The sequence below is a fragment of the Aminobacterium sp. UBA4908 genome, assembly GCF_002398115.1.
In the GTDB taxonomy this organism is placed as follows: domain Bacteria; phylum Synergistota; class Synergistia; order Synergistales; family Aminobacteriaceae; genus Aminobacterium; species Aminobacterium mobile.
The window spans coordinates 20,353-35,855 of sequence record NZ_DHCG01000003.1 but is presented as its reverse complement, the minus strand read 5'-3'; the positions used below and the strand labels follow the sequence as shown (position 1 = coordinate 35,855).

The following is a 15,503-nucleotide window of genomic DNA, read 5'->3' as shown; positions in this document are numbered from 1 at the left end:
ACCTCACCTTTTTTATATTATTTTAGAACCCAAGATAAAACATATAAAACCCAATGAGCAATATCAGAGCACCCATCACTATTTTCAGTATAGTGCTTGCTTTACCGTATTTTTCGCTTGAAGAAAGCTTTTGCACAAAGCCTATAGACGTTCCAGCTACAATAGCAAGAATGCCATGACCGATTGAATACAGTAGCAATAGTAGTATTCCCCATAAAACGCTTCCTTTTCCAGCTACAATAGCAAGGAGAGCGATAAGTACAGGCGTGGAGCAGGGTGAAGCAAACACCCCTCCAAGAACTCCAGCAATGAAAGCGCCTAAATAGCCTCTTCTAGTATTCTTAGAAAGAAGATAACTTGAAGGAATAATTTCATATATACCCCACGTCTGCAAAGCCATTAACAACATTAAAATTCCAAGAATGATGTACCACCATGATGCTGAAGTCCCAATTAAACGACCGGCAATAGAAGCACTCGCCCCTAGCGTTGTAAATGTGACAGCAACTCCCAACGTGAAAGTGACAGAAAGCCAGAACGCTTTTTTCGTACTCCTCTGACCAGTACCACCCACATAACCTATGACAAGAGGGATACCAGACAAAGAACATGGTGTAAAAGAAGTAAGCACTCCAGCAAAAAGCGCAAGAATTGGTGCGAGCCAACTGCTCTCAGAAATTATTTTAGATAAACCTTCAAGGATTTGTGTCATTCATCCACCCCCATGTCGGCAAGGATAGCCCGCATCTGATCTTCGGTTAATTCGCCCTGATGTACAGTGAAAGCATGTTCATAGATATCCTTGCGTCTATACATGTCAAACTTAATTTGCATATCACCGCTTGGCACATAAGGTGTACCGTCAGCGTTGATAAAAACCTGAGTGGGAATAACCTGGATAGGGAAATCATTTGCAACGGCTCCATTTTTCCATACGTCAACAAACTTGATTATGGCTTTGCCCTGCATTTCCGCATTTAATGTTTTTAGTACAGGGGCCATTTTTTTGCATGGAATACATGAATTCGCCCCGAAATCAATGATGATAGGCAAATTGTATTCCTTCAGCACATCTAAATCAATTGATGTTGCCTCAAGCACAAAATCTTCTTCATTCTTGGGTTTTACAAGATTTTCTAAACATTTATTCTCAGAAAGAGACACAATGGAATCTGACTCCTTATACACATTCTTGAATATCCATATTCCTGCAACAATGAGAACCAAACTAATGGGAATTATGATCTTTAACAGTTTTTTCTTATCCATCAAAAGCAACTACCTCCTCAGGAGCAGCCGGTTTTGTTTTCCTTCAAAAAATTCTTTTAGATTTTCAGGTAATTCATACTCTACGCAGGAACAACCAGTTTCAACCTGCCCAAATACTGCATTTAGTATAGCTTCAGCAATTATTTCTTTTGGAGGCACCTCGTAGGGTTCCCCGTTATATTCAAACACCCTACAGTTCACATCGGTTCCGCTTATTTCACTGCAGCAGCCGCAGCTATTCTCTACAACCGATTGGCAGATGTCCTGACCGTTCACGCGGATCGTAGGCGAGGAAATAAACCTGTATTGTTTTGCAATTTCCGCTGTCTTCATCTCAATTTTGTTATATTCTATTTCAAAGCCCGCAAGGCTCAGCGCAGGGGTAAGTGTCACCATAACCTCGTCAAGTACATTGTCTGTCCCAACGCAACGGTCACAGCTTTCAAGATCTAGATAGAGATACTCAACAACGATCTTCTTTTCGGAAACCGTCCCACATCCGAAAGAGCAACAGGATTCTTCCGATGTTTGCTTCCCATTCAGCGGCGTCAAACCCATGTCATCACCTACATAAGTAATTGCTCCAACTGGGCAACAGTTGCCGCAGCCATGGCAATGGTCAATACAGAATTCCATTTTTTTGCGACAGGCGAAGGTCCCTTTTCTGTCTCGTATATACCACTTCGCGATGCAACTACCGCACTCAACACATGTGAGATAATCAATAAAAGGATGCCATTTCTTTGCTATACTTTATTTCCTCCTAAACTATCAACGCCTGAAAAACGTTGAATAAATAACCGACAATTATAATTCCGATTGTACAGATTGCAATGAAAAGCGCCAGAAGCTTGGGCTTAATTACTTTACGAAGCATAATCATAGATGGCAGGGATAACGTAGTAACCCCCATCATGAAGGACAGAATGGCACCAAGTTGTGCTCCTTTACTTAATAGAGCTTCTGCAACCGGGATAGTCCCAAAAATATCAGCATACATCGGAACTCCCACAAGAGTAGCAAAGATAACAGCAAAGGGATTACCACTACCTAAAATATTTTCAACCCAAGATTGTGGAATCCAATTGTGAATACCTGCGCCTATTCCAACTCCTACCAATATATATGGGAAAACCTTTTTGAATGTGTCGATTGCCTGTTCTTTGGCAAAAACCAAACGGTCATGCTTTGTAAGGTCAGGAGATTCGATGTCTACACTACCACCTGTGGTAATAAAGCTCTCTACGTATTTTCCCATATCCAATCTTTTAATTATCGTACCGCCAATAATGGCGATAATTAAGCCGAGAACAACATAAAGAACAGCTATCTTCGCTCCAAAAATGCTCATTAAAAGAACAAGAGAACCCAAATCAACCATAGGAGAGGATATAAGAAACGAAAACGACACTCCCAGCGATAGTCCTGCCCTGGCAAAACCAATAAATAGTGGAATGGACGAACATGAGCAAAAGGGTGTTACCGTACCAAGCAAAGCAGCAACAGTAATCGCACCAATTCCATGAAAGTGTCCCAAGATTTTTTTACTCCGCTCCGGCGGGAAATAGCTTTGAATATAGCTGATTATAAAAATCAAGAAACACAAGAGTAGAGTAATTTTAATAACATCATAAACAAAAAATTGAATGCTTCCCATCCAACGATTAGTTGTGTCAAGACCTAATGCATTAACTCCACTGTCGATTAATTCGTTTAGCCATTTCATCGCCAGTATTTGATTCTGGAAGAAAATCCAGATCGCTTTTAATATTTGCATACCATAAGAACCTCGCTTTCTAATTCAGAACAATTAAATATTTTCGATTTAATGTTAAAAAAATATTCTTATAAATGTGTTTTTAAGCTTTGCAACAATTATCTTTTACATTTATTGCATCCGGCGTTGTCAATGTTTTAAGTAGTTCGGCCGCATAGTCGCTACCTTTTTCACTGATTGTATAGTGTGTCCATTTACCATCTTGTCGACTCTCTACAACACCCGATTCAACCAGAATTTTCATGTGATAAGACAGCGATGACTGACCTATATCCAGATCTTCTAATAACTTGCATGCACACTTTTCTCCACTGCGTAACAGTTCAAGTATCCGCAGGCGTTTTTCATCGCAAAATGCCTTAAACACTTTTGCATAATCCTCATATGTTGTATCCAATTCATCACCTCGTATCGAATTTATTTGATATGTAATATATATGCTTCATATCAACTTTTGTCAATATATACTTTAGCTTTTCTATGTAGATGAGTCAGAGTTTCGTTCCGTTTACTTAGGTACAGTGAAAGAGATAATAAAAAAGGCGCTTTACCGAAATTTACGGTAAAGCGCCTTTTTTATATAGCAGTAGCTTTTTTTAATATCTCGTTCTCCAACTCAAGTTCAGCTATGTGTTTCTTCATGCAAAAAATAGAGATTAAGCTAACCTGACCAAGTCATGACAACAATATCAGCAAAGAAAGCCGGACCGTTATTGACACGTTGTGGATCGGTTTTTCAAGCATTTATGATTTGACCTTGGGGAGTATCACACCGTACCGATAGGGTCAATCCCTTTATTTTCAATCATTAAAACTACAGCCTTGCCTTCTGGTACCACTGGTCTATGCATTGTGCCTTTTGGCACACAAGTTCCTTCGTATTGTTCCAGATTAAAGTTACCTTTTTCTGTTTCCAATATCATAGCACCCTCTAATACAAAAAAAACTTCATCATCATTCTCATGCTTGTGCATGTGGTACTCGCCTTCAAATATTCCAAGTCTTAAAACAGATGAGTTTACTTCACATAATGACTGATTAAACCACCTGTCCGTATTATTACTAATAATATCTTTAATAGTAATTTTTTCCAGATAATCAAATTTAATATTCATTTGTTGATTGTAATTATATTTCTTTTGATTTTCCATATGTACCTCTGTACCTCCCTCATATTTTTAAGCTCTTTAGATAATTTTTAACTCTCACTTGCTGTTCTTTCTATTTGGGGAACAATAAAAATATTGTTATCCCATTAGTACAATTATTAAGAAGTTGATAATAAAAACTCCGATCAACAATAATATACCAGTTTTTATTTTCACCCCCTAATTCGCTTGTGCATTATAAAAATACTTTATTATATATTGTACAATTTCATTGTATTATAGTTTAAAGTTAGAGGTGTTTATTGCAAAATACAATGGAGTAAAGTTGCGAAACAAAATTCTCCACTTTCGCAACGTAGGAATCCCCCGAATTGAGAAAAACTATACTTCCCCCTGGCACTCCGAAGAAGTAGTCACTTTGCATATATCTTCCATACTCTTACACAAAATCTTACCACATTACGCGTATTTGTAGATTTCCGTGTAACCAACCATACGTCCCCTTAGCGGAAATCGCCTAAACATAAGTCTAGGCAAACACAAAACACACTTCTTTAATTACCCTAAAACCCGCGATTCCTTTGGAATCAAACCTTTTCTCTCTCTATTAACGCGACGCACTCAACATGGGCAGTTTGTGGAAACATATCAAATGGCTGTAAAGATTTTAACGTATAGCGACCTTCCCCACAAAGTCGAGATATATCCCTCGCTAAAGTTGCCGGGTTACATGCTACATATAAAATTTTAGCCGGATTCAATTCCAATATTTTACTTATTACTTCTGGAGCACATCCGCTTCGAGGTGGATCAAGGATAACGGCCTCAAAAGGCCCCTTGAGGCTTGATATTATTTCTTCCGCCCTTCCTCCATAAACTTTTATATTAGAAAATCTATTAATTTTCGCATTTTCTTTCATTGCTTCCACAGCGCTTGGCCACTCCTCCACCGCAGTAATCTGTGCAGCGGCAGGAGCAAAAAAGAGGGTCATAGATCCAACTCCCGCATAAAGTTCGAGTAAATGATCCGCAGGAGAGGAGCGAAGGGAATGGACCCCATATTGATATAATTGCTTAGCTTGATAACTGTTCACCTGTAGGAAAGCCGTCGCTTCATAGCGAATTTCCAAGGAGTGAAGATATTCTCGAAGCCATGAACGTCCTGAAAGGATAGTCGAATGGCGACCTAATATAGCATTCCCGCGATGGGGATTATGATTAACAAGTACACCTGCCACATTTATATTTTCCCCTTGAAACTTTTCCCAAAGCTCTCGGATATTTTTGTTATCTTTTTTCGACAATCTTCTTCTACATACAAAACAAATTGCTGCTTCTTTAGAAAAGCTACCATATCTAAAAACCAGATGACGTAACATTCCGGAATGATTTTTTTCATTATAAGGAAGAATCCCTAAGGCAGGTAAAGCCTCTCTCATATAAACATACATCTCGTTTAAAGCTGGCTCCAGAAGAGGACAAAAATCGATCGGGATTAAATCGTGGCTTCGACGGCGATAGAAGCCAGTTTCTATGCCATCTTTTGTTCCTTGCACAGGAAAGGAAGCCTTGTTTCTGTATCCCCATTGGCGCGGACTGGGCACACAAGGAGACAGGATATCTTCTATATTCATGTGGGCAATACGACGGAAGGCATCCCGAACAAAATCTTTTTTTGCCTCAAGTTGAGCATTATAAGAAAAATGCTGCAACTGGCATCCGCCGCAAAGAGAATACCAGCGACACTTCGGTTCTACTCGCTGTGGATGTGGAGAAAGGATTTCCTCTACATCTGCAATACCATAGGTTTTCTTTTTTTGTAAAACCGTAGCTCTTACTCTCTCACCAGGTAATGCACCAGGAACAAAGTAGACATAGCTGCTATTTTTCTCTCGAGCTATGCCATTACCGTCATTACTTAATGCATCTATCTCTAGCTCTATATGTTGATTTTCTTTATGAAGAATAGGTGTTCCCAAAAAAAGATCATCCTTCCACGTTTTATTATTATTTATACTAGCTCACTATTCTAAGGTTCATAGACGTTTATAAGTATCCTTATTTCTACGCTTAAACTAAGAATTATCTGAAGAAATTTCCCCTGCCATTAAGAGAGCTTGCTTTGCTATAACAGGTCCGATTAGTTCATATATAACTGTAGATCCAAGAATAATATTTCTCAATGCAACTCCCATCCCAGGAAGAGATTTTTCTGCCAAAAGAGAAAGGCCTATAGCCACGCCAGCCTGGGGAACAAGAGTTAACCCTAAATATTTTTGCACAGTAGCCGGTGCCTTAGTCCATTTTGCCCCTATATAAGACCCTATAATTTTCCCTACTATCCTAAAAATCACATACCCCACTCCAAGCAAACCCACTTGACGAAGAACTGAAAGTTTCAAATCCGCCCCTGATATCGTAAAAAAACTGACAAAAATCGGCGGTGTTAAACGATCCACTACAGATAAAACTCGATCTCGGTGATACACTAAATTTGATACAGTAGCTCCAACCGTCATAGACGCGAGAAGAGGTGATACTTTTAATTCAGAAGCAATCCCTACCGCTAAAAAAATACAAGCTATAGTAAAAGAAAGGAGAGTCTCTTGCCCCTTTAGTCGTCCGGAAATAATGGAAAGGAAAAGGCCAATACATCCCCCTAAGCCAATAGCGATAAAGATCTCTAACAAAAGCTCTACCGTTATTTTGAGTAGAGAAACATTTCCTCCACCTACCGATGACAATGACTGGGCAATTCCAATGGCTATTCCAAAGGCCATAATGGCTACAGCATCATCCATGGCCACAACAGGAAGGAGGGTATCGACAACAACCCCTCTCGCATTATATTGTCTAATCACCATAATTGTCGCAGCAGGGGCAGTAGCCGCTGCAATGGATCCCAGAATAAGACTAAAAGCTATCGGTTGCTTGAAAATCAAGACCATAGCACTCGTAACAGAGAGCATCGCCCCTAAAGATTCCGCAATTGTAATCCAGAGAATAGACGGGCCTAATTTCTGCAAATGCTTAAGATTAAATTCACTACCGATGCTATAAGCAATAAACCCTAAAGCAGCCTCTGAAAGAATATTGAAAGAAGAGACAACTTCGTGAGGAATAAAGCCTAAAAAAGAAGGGCCAATAAAGACTCCCGCTAAAATATAACCTGTTACATTAGGTAATTTAAATTTCCTTACAATTTTCGCCATAAAGAGCCCGGCAAAGAGGACTATGGCGAGATAATACAAAGAGTGCACCGTTTATCTACCCCTTTAAAATGTTTTAGATTTTGAATCAACATCTGGAGAACGAAGAAAAAGCCCCTCAACATAATTAACCGGCACCGTAAAAAGAATCCCTGCATTAGGCTTAGATAAATCTTCTAAAACCTTTTTCACAGCTCCTATTGCAGGTTGAACTTGACTATCTTCCAGAACCACAAAAATTGTTTTGTTGAAAGGATATTGATCATTAATAAGCATTTTAAGAGAGCCGAAAAGGGGGATTTTATCGAGATCATCGTGCAAAACTCGGGCCATCCCCTGTGTATCTATGACCGTTGCTCCTCGTATTCCAATATCGAGAAGTTCTTTAAAGAGAGTTTCTACTTTTTCTATCCTGTTAGTAACAACAACTAGCAACTGCATCATACACACTCCTTTGTTGTTATTGTTTTATTCCCTCCATAATATAACAAAAAACAAGGAAGGGCCGGCCAATGTTAGCAGACCGACCCTTCATTACTGTGGGTAATATGACCCAAACAGTTTTACTTCTATAGAGGGGTGTGTTTCTTACAAATGAACGCTTCCTTTAAACAACTGGTAGCCTTCCTCAAAAGCTTGCGCATTAAGTTCTTTAGTGCCAGCAGGAACTTTTTCGAGGATAGCTCTCTTAACAGATTCAGGGTTCGCCACATGCTCCAATTCAAGAACACGGGCAACTGCGCCCAAGGCTACCATATTGGTAACAAGCTCTTTCCCTATTTTTTCTCTAGCAGTACGAGAAATAGGTAAATGATAGATATAGGCATCAACCTGAGGGAAATCTGTTACAAAAGTATCATCCAATATAATTCGTCCACCCGGCAACGTATCTCCGGAAAACTCCTCGCAAGCCTGCTGCGTTAAGATAACCTGCAGGTTAGGACGGGTAACTTTCGGGTAATCTATAGGTTCTGTAGAAATGACTACTTCAGCTTTAGATTTTCCACCTCGAGCTTCAGGACCATAAGATTGAGTTTGAACAACGTACAGCTCTTCTTCGAAAAGAGCAGCCGCTTCACCCGCAATAACTGCAGCCAAGATAATGCCCTGACCGCCAGACCCAGCAAAGCGAATTTCATATCTACTCATGATCCTTCCCCCTTACCATTTCAATGAGAGAGAGATACTGCTCTGTATATTCAGGAACATCTCTATTGACAAATTCACCAACAACTATCTTGCCTTGTAATTCCTCTGGAGACATGTCTTTCGCTTTCGCTATAGAGACAGAGTTTTCTCGGAAGAAATTAATATTATCCATAGGAGATCTTCTCTTGTTGCGGCGTCCAAACTGCGTATGGCAGCTACTCACTATCTCTACAACAGCAAAGCCTTTCTTATTTATACCGTTCATAATATATTGCTCTGCCATTTTAGGATTCGCTATAGTAGCACGGGCAACATAAGAAGCGCCCGCCCCTTCAGCAAGGCGACAAATATCGAAAGGAGGATCAATGGCTCCGTAGGGAGTGGTAGTGGCTAAAGCACCCTGAGGTGTCGTAGGAGAAGCTTGGCCTCCAGTCATCCCATAAATATTATTGTTCATCACTATGGCCGTAATATCAATATTTCTACGGCATGCATGAATGAAATGGTTCCCTCCAATAGCAGAACAATCTCCATCTCCCATAACATCCACTACAGTTAGAGAAGGATTAGCCAATTTTATGCCTGTGGCGAAACCTAAAGAGCGACCATGCGTAGTATGTACTGTGCAAGCATCTATATAACCAGGCATACGGCTAGAGCATCCAATTCCAGACGCAATGACGGTTTGGCTCTTCTTCTTATCTAGACTCACAAGTGCTCTAAGTAAGGCGTGCATAATAATCCCATGACCACATCCTGGACACCAGATATGAGGAAAAAAGCGCGTCCTAAGCCAGCTCATAACTTCCTGAGTAGGCATTATGCCACCTCCTCTATTGCAGAAAGGATATCATCAGGTTGGAAAAGCTCTCCATTTACCAAGTTTTGAGGAATAACCTTAGCTTTACCATGGACAGCTCGCTCCACCTCGAGAACCATTTGTCCGCAATTCAACTCTGGAACAAGAATGGCTTTTGCTTTCCGTGCCAATCTTTCGATCTCTTTATCAGGGAAAGGCCACAAAGTAATCGGTCTGAAATATCCAACTTTGAGCCCTCTGCTTCTTGCCTCTCTTACAGCTCTCAAACTAGAGCGAGCAACACTGCCATAAGAAACGACAATAACATCAGCATCTTCTACGTCTTCCACTGCATACTCCACCACATCATCTCGGAAACGACTTACTTTACGGACCAGCCGAAGCATCTTCTTTTCGATTTCTTCCGGGTTGTTGGTAGGAAATCCCCAATCGTTATGAGTCAATCCCGTAACATGCCATGTATAACCGTCTCCAAAAGAAGCCATGCACGGCAAATCATCCTGAGGATCTGGACGATATGGGACAAATTTTTCCGGGACATCAACAGGCCGCTTACGATTCATTATTGGATAAGACCCTGCTTCAGGAAGAACTATTTTTTCTCTCATGTGTCCCAACACTTCATCGCTCAAGATAAGCACTGGCTGTCTAAAACGCTCAGCCATATTAAACGCTCTGATAGCTATATCAAAACATTCTTGAACTGAAGATGGAGAGTAACAAATAGTCGCATGATCTCCATGCGTTCCCCACCGCGCCTGCATCACATCTTGCTGACTCACTTTCGTAGGAAGCCCTGTAGAAGGTCCCCCACGCATAACATCTACTACAACAATAGGAATCTCAGCCATATATGCGAGTCCGAGATTCTCCTGCTTTAAGGAAAAGCCAGGTCCCGAAGTAGCTGTTAAAGATTTCATTCCCGCAATAGAAGCACCAATAATAGCAGCAATACCGGCAATTTCATCCTCCATCTGGAGAAACCGCCCATTCAAACGAGGGAGCTCAAGAGCCATAATTTCAGCTATTTCTGAAGACGGAGTGATGGGGTACCCTGCAAAGAATCTACATCCTGCAGCCAAAGCCCCGTGAGCCAATGCCTCGTTTCCTTGCCAAAACCGGACCTCAGGCATCCTCTTTTTCCTCCTTTACAGTTACAGCAAAATCTGGGCAAATATTTTCACACTGTCTACAACCTATACAATCTTCTGGTTTTTCGGGCTGAGCCTTTCTTTGTTCATTGAAACTAAGAACCTTTTTGGGACATACATTAATACACAAGCCGCATCCTTTACACCATGTCCGATTAATACTTACATCAAATTTTTTTGGCAACGTTGCCACCTCCCAATGAAAGGGACATTTAAATAATTTTATTAGGGTTAGCAAAAAAACAACTCTTCCAAAGAATATAGGTTTCTGTTTTTTTATTCAAGGTGATTTTTATTTTTTTCTTTTTATTTTTATTTTTTTATTGTGATAAAAAAGATAAAAATACAATACAAGCCTCATTTAGGGAATATCTAATGGTTTTAATTTAATTTTTCCCGAAATCTGGCTCTCTTAAATAATAAGCTTGAACTCTATCAGCAGGCGTATTCATATTTCTTCTTATATGCCCCAATTGAGCGATATTACCACCGGAAGGGATTAAATGAATACAATTTGAAACTTTTTCTTCAGGGAATAGCGTCATTATTCTGCTTTTATCATCACAAAGCCATTGGGAAGGGACATCTGAAGGTATCCGAGTCGCTATTTCGTGAAGATTAGTCGCGCAACAAAAAAGAGGCGGACAAAGAACATTCATCTCACCATCCTTATTATCATAAGCAGCACAGTACACTCCCCCCCGTCCTGCCCAAATAATGGGAATAGCAACAACTCCCATGCGTACTACAGGGAATGCCATGACCTCTAGAGTGGTGAGAGGAATTACAGAAATACCTAATCCTTTTGCAAGAGCGCATCCGTAAGCAAGCCCTACCCTCACTCCTGTAAAATATCCTGGCCCAACAGTCAACGCTACAGCAGAGATTTGATTCAGTGCAATATCTGTTAAATCAAGAAGTTTATTCACTAACTCCGGGAGTTTAGAGGCCTGTTCTCTCCCTATGTTCACATTTATTTCTCCTATGACAGTTCCATCTATCGACACTCCGAGATTAGTCCATCGGGTCGCACAATCTAAACCTAAAATAATATTTTGACTCATTCCAGCCCCTCCTTAACATCTGACAAAAGGGCGTAAAGGGCTTTTTCAGCTTTCGGACCTCTCGCAGATAAAGTTATTTCTCGAGTGTTTTGATTTTTTATTTCAAAGGAAAACAGCCAAACATCTGTATCAGGCACGGTAACGAGTCGATCAGGCCACTCTATGACTACTACAAATCCCTCGTCAATATATTCAAAAAGACCTAATTCATCTTCCGCCCCTTTATGTAACCGATAAAGATCAACATGAGCGAGTAATAATTGCCCTTTATACTCATTAATAAGAGTAAAAGAAGGACTTCGAACCCCACGAATACCCAGGCCATTACCAAGACCTCTGACAAGTTCCGTTTTTCCAGCTCCTAGATCTCCGTAAAGTAAAATGACGAGACCAGGATAGACATGATGCGACATAAATTGCCCCAAGAGAATTGTTTCTTCTGGAGATGAGGATATGAATTTCATAAGGCAGCCTCTTTTCCCTTTTATTTCCGCTTACCCGCAACACAAAAAATGAGAAGAGCTCCCCCCATAAAGAAGAGAATGACCCACAACGCAGAACCCCAAGACCACTCTTTATGCATATGTTTCATTCCAAACAGCCAAAACAATGCCATTAGAAAGGTTACAAGGGTGAGTCGTAAACCCTTTCTTCGAATCTCTTCCGACTTCTTGATCTCTTCGTCCCAATTAACTTTTCGCCTTCTCATGATTACCTCTCAGCTCTGCGAGGACTGTAGGGATATAATTTGCCACATCTCGCGCTAGAAGGCCATCTACACCCCGCTGACATGAGAGGCAAGAACCTGCTTGTCCGTGAATCCATGCCCCTGATGCGGCTCCTTCTAACAACGAAAAGTGATTCCCAGCAACAAGACATCCTATAATTCCTGTAAGGACATCTCCAGATCCAGGGATAGATAATTCAGGACCACCTCTGCTTATAATTGCAGTTTCTGCTCCGTTATCAATAATAGATCTATACCCCTTCAAAACGACAGTGCCCCATTCCATAGCTATGTCCCGAGCCGCTGCAAGCCTAGAACTAGCTATCGTTTGAGCGGAGGTTCCAAGCAATGTAGCAGCTTCACCTTCATGAGGAGTAAGAATAACATCACGACGCTTTCTCAGACACCCTTTCATTTCGGAAAGCCAATATAACCCATCTCCATCAATTAGCAAAGGATGAGCCCACTGGTTCCATAAAAAATCCATGAGGCGACGTCCTCTCTCCCCTCGTCCCAAACCTGGTCCCACAACAGTCATGGTAGCACGATTCTCCCATGAAAGCAGCGATTCTACCTCCTCTGGATTATCAAGAGGATGAAAAACTGCTTCCGGCAAAAAAGAAGATCCTGATTCACAAACTTCCGTTGGAGCTACCACTATTACTACTCCACAACCGCTCCTTAATGCACCCAAAGCGGAAAGCAAGGGGGCTCCTCGATACAAATAGCTTCCCCCAACAATGAGAAGAGTACCTCTCCCTCCTTTATGCAAACCCAGGGGGCGAGGAGACAAGTAAGCAGCTGTATTTTTCTCATCCCATAAAAAAGCTCTTGGTTTGTCATCAAGAATAGCTTCTGGAGAGACACCAAGATGAGCTACATAAAGCTCTCCCACTTTTTCAGATCCAGGCATAACTACAAGACCTGTCTTAGGAGCAAGCATTGTAATAGTTATTTCCGCATCTATACATGGCTCGTAAATTTCTCCCGTAACACCGTTAACTCCACTAGGAATATCAATAGAGACAATGCCACGCCTTCCCTGGAGTAAACGAATAGCCCTCTCTACTTCGCCTCGCGGAGCCCCTATGCTTCCAGTACCTAAAAGACAATCTACTACAATATCGTTTGATCGGAAAAGTATTCTCAGATCTTCATCTGAACACTCTGAAGAAAAATAGATAGGAATACAAAGTCTTTCTGCAATGTCTAAATTTATACGAGCATCTCCATGAATTTTCTCTTTAGGAGAGGTCAAAACTATCAGAGGATCGAGACCTTGTTCTTTAAAATGCCTCGCCATAACATAGCCATCTCCACCTTTATTTCCCGGACCAGCGACAATACAAATCTTTTGAGCGTAAGGATATTTTTCAACAACGATATGCGACGCTTCTTTCCCTGCATTTTCCATAAGAACAACACCAGGTATGCCCAGTTTCTTTATGGCATTTTCATCGGCTTGCCGTACACTTGAAACATCGTAAAATTTCAATTTCAGTCACCTCTTCTCGAGCACAACAAAAGCGAGGGCAAAATCTCCATCATGAGAAAGGCTCACATGGGCTAACAAACAGTGTTTATTCATCCACTGTTCTATTTGTGGAGAAAAAACAATTGAAGGGCCCGTTGAAAATCGACGAATCCATACTCCTCGAAAAACAATCTGAAAAAAGTCAAGACCGGAAGCCTTGACAAATGCCTCGCGTGCTGCAAAAGAAGCAGCAAGATGTCTCGCAGGAACGGGTTTCTTAAAGGCATAATCCTGCTCTTCTTCATGAAAAACCCTTTGAAGGAAGCGGCGATTCTTAACCAGTTCCCCAATTCTGGAGATACGGCATAAATCAACCCCTATGCCTTGAATCATCGATATAAATCCCCCTTTTAGATCTTTACACTTTTACACTATTTCACTATGTTTATTTTATACCATGCAATTTATGAAATCGCTCAAAAACAACCTTATAAAATCCTCTACATTAATCTCACAAATATAAGCAACGCATAAAGAACTATATAACAGCACTATCAAATATATGACGACACAGGCTTGGTTAAGAGAAAAACGCAAGAGTTAAAGTTGATAAAGAAAAAGGGGGGGACAAACGTGAATAATAACCAGTTGGGAGGAAATGAGCGATGACAAAGGCATGTAATCAATCAATCTTAGATCAGTTAGTATATAGTGCCGCTACCAAAAGATATATTTATGGGGCTGTTTTTTATATATCGTCCGATGATAAAAGGATTGATGCAATTAGTGCTTGCGGGGATATGCAGGAAGACAGCCACTATTTCATCGCCAGCATCAATAAGCTATTTGTATCCTCCATTATTCTAAGGCTCTCTGCAACAAAAATTTTAGATTTATACGATAAAATTTCTAAATATCTTTCTGACGAAATTCTCCGAGGTTTACATATTTACAAAGGGAAAGAATATTCTTATGACCTTTCCATTCTCCACCTTATTTCTCAGACATCAGGGCTCCCCTGTTATTTAACAGACAAACAAAATAACGGGGGGAAAGTGATGAAAGAACTTGAAGCAAGTATTGACCAACCTTGGCCTGTTGATAAAGTCATACAAAGGGTAAGAGAAATGAAAACACACTTTTCGCCTGGACAAAGAGGGTGCGCAAAATATACAGATACAAACCACCAAATTTTGGGGCTCATTATAGAAAACATTACAGGAGAACCTATACATGTCGTTTTAAGCAAGTTGTTTCAAGAATTGGGGCTCTCTCAGACGTACGTATATGAAGAAAGCAAAAGTGAAAAATTCGTTCCCATTCGATATAAAACTAAAATAATGCACATACCTATGTTTCTCAACTCTACGCGAAATGATATTATTTCCACAGCACGGGATCAAATGACATTTTTAAAAGCATTCTTTAACGGGTATTTTTTCCCTAAAGAACGACTTTCAGAATTAGAGAAATGGAATAAAATTTTCTTCCCCTTTCAGTATGGCATTGGGATAGAAAGATTTTCTCTGCCTCGCATTCTTTCCCCATTTCAGCCTGTGCCCTCTATGCTAGGGCATTGCGGTTCTACAGGTTCAGTAGCGTTTTATATACCAAATGAAAAACTATACATTACAGGAACAACAAATCAACAAGCTAAGCCGAATATCGCATTTCAAACTATGATAAAAATTATTCAGGCAACAAAAAGCCTCTCTCTGACGAAGACGGCTTGATTTCTTAAAAATGGTAAATGT

20 protein-coding genes are annotated in these 15,503 nt (G+C 40.5%); 1 reads left to right on the top strand and 19 read right to left on the bottom strand.

The window, feature by feature from the left end:
- Positions 1-22: 22 nt before the first annotated feature.
- The 19 genes from B4J50_RS04180 to B4J50_RS04090 all read right to left on the bottom strand — a co-directional run bounded on the left by B4J50_RS04180 (position 23) and on the right by B4J50_RS04090 (position 14,142).
- On the bottom strand, positions 23-712 hold the full coding sequence (locus B4J50_RS04180; protein WP_286846654.1) for a cytochrome c biogenesis protein CcdA: 690 nt from the start codon (positions 710-712) through the stop codon (positions 23-25).
- Positions 709-1,269, bottom strand: a complete 561-nt coding sequence (locus B4J50_RS04175; RefSeq protein ID WP_286846656.1) for a thioredoxin family protein — start codon at positions 1,267-1,269, stop codon at positions 709-711. The genes B4J50_RS04180 and B4J50_RS04175 overlap by 4 nt, the downstream gene beginning before the upstream one ends.
- Positions 1,270-1,278: 9 nt before the next feature.
- Complete coding sequence (locus B4J50_RS04170) at positions 1,279-1,821, bottom strand: DUF2703 domain-containing protein (protein ID WP_286846658.1); 543 nt, start codon at positions 1,819-1,821, stop codon at positions 1,279-1,281.
- Positions 1,822-1,835: 14 nt separating this feature from the next.
- Entirely contained in the window at positions 1,836-1,979 is a 144-nt protein-coding gene (locus B4J50_RS04165) for a hypothetical protein (RefSeq protein ID WP_286953952.1), read from the bottom strand.
- A gap of 53 nt (positions 1,980-2,032) precedes the next feature.
- The gene (locus B4J50_RS04160; RefSeq protein WP_286846662.1) at positions 2,033-3,046 is read right to left on the bottom strand and encodes a permease; all 1,014 of its coding nucleotides are present in this window, start codon (positions 3,044-3,046) and stop codon (positions 2,033-2,035) included.
- A gap of 82 nt (positions 3,047-3,128) precedes the next feature.
- Positions 3,129-3,443 carry an ArsR/SmtB family transcription factor gene (locus tag B4J50_RS04155; RefSeq protein ID WP_286846664.1) on the bottom strand — a complete coding sequence of 105 codons (315 nt, stop codon included), beginning with the start codon at positions 3,441-3,443 and terminating at the stop codon, positions 3,129-3,131.
- Between the two features lie 370 nt (positions 3,444-3,813).
- A complete protein-coding gene (locus B4J50_RS04150) occupies positions 3,814-4,197 on the bottom strand; it encodes a cupin domain-containing protein (protein WP_286846667.1) in 384 nt (127 codons plus the stop codon).
- A gap of 545 nt (positions 4,198-4,742) precedes the next feature.
- Positions 4,743-6,134 carry a 23S rRNA (uracil(1939)-C(5))-methyltransferase RlmD gene (rlmD, locus tag B4J50_RS04145; RefSeq protein WP_286846669.1) on the bottom strand — a complete coding sequence of 464 codons (1,392 nt, stop codon included), beginning with the start codon at positions 6,132-6,134 and terminating at the stop codon, positions 4,743-4,745.
- A 96-nt stretch (positions 6,135-6,230) separates the two neighbouring features.
- Positions 6,231-7,415 (bottom strand): cation:proton antiporter, encoded by a 1,185-nt coding sequence (locus tag B4J50_RS04140; RefSeq protein WP_286846671.1) that lies wholly within the window; start codon positions 7,413-7,415, stop codon positions 6,231-6,233.
- Between the two features lie 15 nt (positions 7,416-7,430).
- On the bottom strand, positions 7,431-7,808 hold the full coding sequence (locus B4J50_RS04135; protein ID WP_286934947.1) for a P-II family nitrogen regulator: 378 nt from the start codon (positions 7,806-7,808) through the stop codon (positions 7,431-7,433).
- A gap of 144 nt (positions 7,809-7,952) precedes the next feature.
- Positions 7,953-8,513, bottom strand: coding sequence for a 2-oxoacid:acceptor oxidoreductase family protein (locus tag B4J50_RS04130; RefSeq protein WP_024822385.1), 561 nt, complete (start codon positions 8,511-8,513; stop codon positions 7,953-7,955).
- Positions 8,506-9,333 carry a 2-oxoacid:ferredoxin oxidoreductase subunit beta gene (locus B4J50_RS04125; RefSeq protein WP_024822386.1) on the bottom strand — a complete coding sequence of 276 codons (828 nt, stop codon included), beginning with the start codon at positions 9,331-9,333 and terminating at the stop codon, positions 8,506-8,508. The genes B4J50_RS04130 and B4J50_RS04125 overlap by 8 nt, the downstream gene beginning before the upstream one ends.
- Positions 9,333-10,466: a 2-oxoacid:acceptor oxidoreductase subunit alpha gene (locus B4J50_RS04120; RefSeq protein WP_024822387.1), complete on the bottom strand. Its 1,134-nt coding sequence runs from the start codon at positions 10,464-10,466 to the stop codon at positions 9,333-9,335. Before B4J50_RS04120 ends, B4J50_RS04125 begins: the two co-directional genes overlap by 1 nt.
- Entirely contained in the window at positions 10,459-10,668 is a 210-nt protein-coding gene (locus B4J50_RS04115) for a 4Fe-4S dicluster domain-containing protein (protein WP_024822388.1), read from the bottom strand. The genes B4J50_RS04120 and B4J50_RS04115 overlap by 8 nt, the downstream gene beginning before the upstream one ends.
- Positions 10,669-10,870: 202 nt before the next feature.
- A complete protein-coding gene (gene tsaB, locus B4J50_RS04110) occupies positions 10,871-11,548 on the bottom strand; it encodes a tRNA (adenosine(37)-N6)-threonylcarbamoyltransferase complex dimerization subunit type 1 TsaB (protein WP_286846680.1) in 678 nt (225 codons plus the stop codon).
- Positions 11,545-12,012, bottom strand: coding sequence for a tRNA (adenosine(37)-N6)-threonylcarbamoyltransferase complex ATPase subunit type 1 TsaE (tsaE, locus tag B4J50_RS04105; protein ID WP_286846683.1), 468 nt, complete (start codon positions 12,010-12,012; stop codon positions 11,545-11,547). The genes tsaB and tsaE overlap by 4 nt, the downstream gene beginning before the upstream one ends.
- 20 nt (positions 12,013-12,032) lie before the next feature.
- A complete protein-coding gene (locus B4J50_RS04100) occupies positions 12,033-12,257 on the bottom strand; it encodes a hypothetical protein (RefSeq protein ID WP_286846685.1) in 225 nt (74 codons plus the stop codon).
- The gene (locus B4J50_RS04095; RefSeq protein ID WP_286846687.1) at positions 12,238-13,770 is read right to left on the bottom strand and encodes an NAD(P)H-hydrate dehydratase; all 1,533 of its coding nucleotides are present in this window, start codon (positions 13,768-13,770) and stop codon (positions 12,238-12,240) included. The genes B4J50_RS04100 and B4J50_RS04095 overlap by 20 nt, the downstream gene beginning before the upstream one ends.
- 6 nt (positions 13,771-13,776) lie before the next feature.
- Positions 13,777-14,142: a holo-ACP synthase gene (locus B4J50_RS04090; RefSeq protein WP_286846689.1), complete on the bottom strand. Its 366-nt coding sequence runs from the start codon at positions 14,140-14,142 to the stop codon at positions 13,777-13,779.
- 272 nt (positions 14,143-14,414) lie between these two features.
- Here B4J50_RS04090 and B4J50_RS04085 point away from each other — a divergent pair, with 272 nt between their 5' ends.
- The gene (locus B4J50_RS04085; protein ID WP_286846691.1) at positions 14,415-15,482 is read left to right on the top strand and encodes a serine hydrolase domain-containing protein; all 1,068 of its coding nucleotides are present in this window, start codon (positions 14,415-14,417) and stop codon (positions 15,480-15,482) included.
- Positions 15,483-15,503 lie beyond the last annotated feature (21 nt).

Excerpts from the sequence above, each read along its gene's own strand:
- B4J50_RS04090 (WP_286846689.1), bottom strand. The coding sequence starts at position 14,142 with ATGATTCAAGGCATAGGGGTTGATTTATGCCGTATCTCCAGAATTGGG.
- tsaE (WP_286846683.1), bottom strand. The coding sequence starts at position 12,012 with ATGAAATTCATATCCTCATCTCCAGAAGAAACAATTCTCTTGGGGCAA.
- B4J50_RS04125 (WP_024822386.1), bottom strand. The coding sequence starts at position 9,333 with ATGCCTACTCAGGAAGTTATGAGCTGGCTTAGGACGCGCTTTTTTCCT.
- B4J50_RS04150 (WP_286846667.1), bottom strand. The coding sequence starts at position 4,197 with ATGGAAAATCAAAAGAAATATAATTACAATCAACAAATGAATATTAAA.
- B4J50_RS04180 (WP_286846654.1), bottom strand. The coding sequence starts at position 712 with ATGACACAAATCCTTGAAGGTTTATCTAAAATAATTTCTGAGAGCAGT.
- B4J50_RS04130 (WP_024822385.1), bottom strand. The coding sequence starts at position 8,513 with ATGAGTAGATATGAAATTCGCTTTGCTGGGTCTGGCGGTCAGGGCATT.
- B4J50_RS04100 (WP_286846685.1), bottom strand. The coding sequence starts at position 12,257 with ATGAGAAGGCGAAAAGTTAATTGGGACGAAGAGATCAAGAAGTCGGAA.
- B4J50_RS04120 (WP_024822387.1), bottom strand. The coding sequence starts at position 10,466 with ATGCCTGAGGTCCGGTTTTGGCAAGGAAACGAGGCATTGGCTCACGGG.
- B4J50_RS04160 (WP_286846662.1), bottom strand. The coding sequence starts at position 3,046 with ATGCAAATATTAAAAGCGATCTGGATTTTCTTCCAGAATCAAATACTG.
- B4J50_RS04085 (WP_286846691.1), top strand. The coding sequence starts at position 14,415 with ATGACAAAGGCATGTAATCAATCAATCTTAGATCAGTTAGTATATAGT.
- tsaB (WP_286846680.1), bottom strand. The coding sequence starts at position 11,548 with ATGAGTCAAAATATTATTTTAGGTTTAGATTGTGCGACCCGATGGACT.
- B4J50_RS04175 (WP_286846656.1), bottom strand. The coding sequence starts at position 1,269 with ATGGATAAGAAAAAACTGTTAAAGATCATAATTCCCATTAGTTTGGTT.
- B4J50_RS04135 (WP_286934947.1), bottom strand. The coding sequence starts at position 7,808 with ATGATGCAGTTGCTAGTTGTTGTTACTAACAGGATAGAAAAAGTAGAA.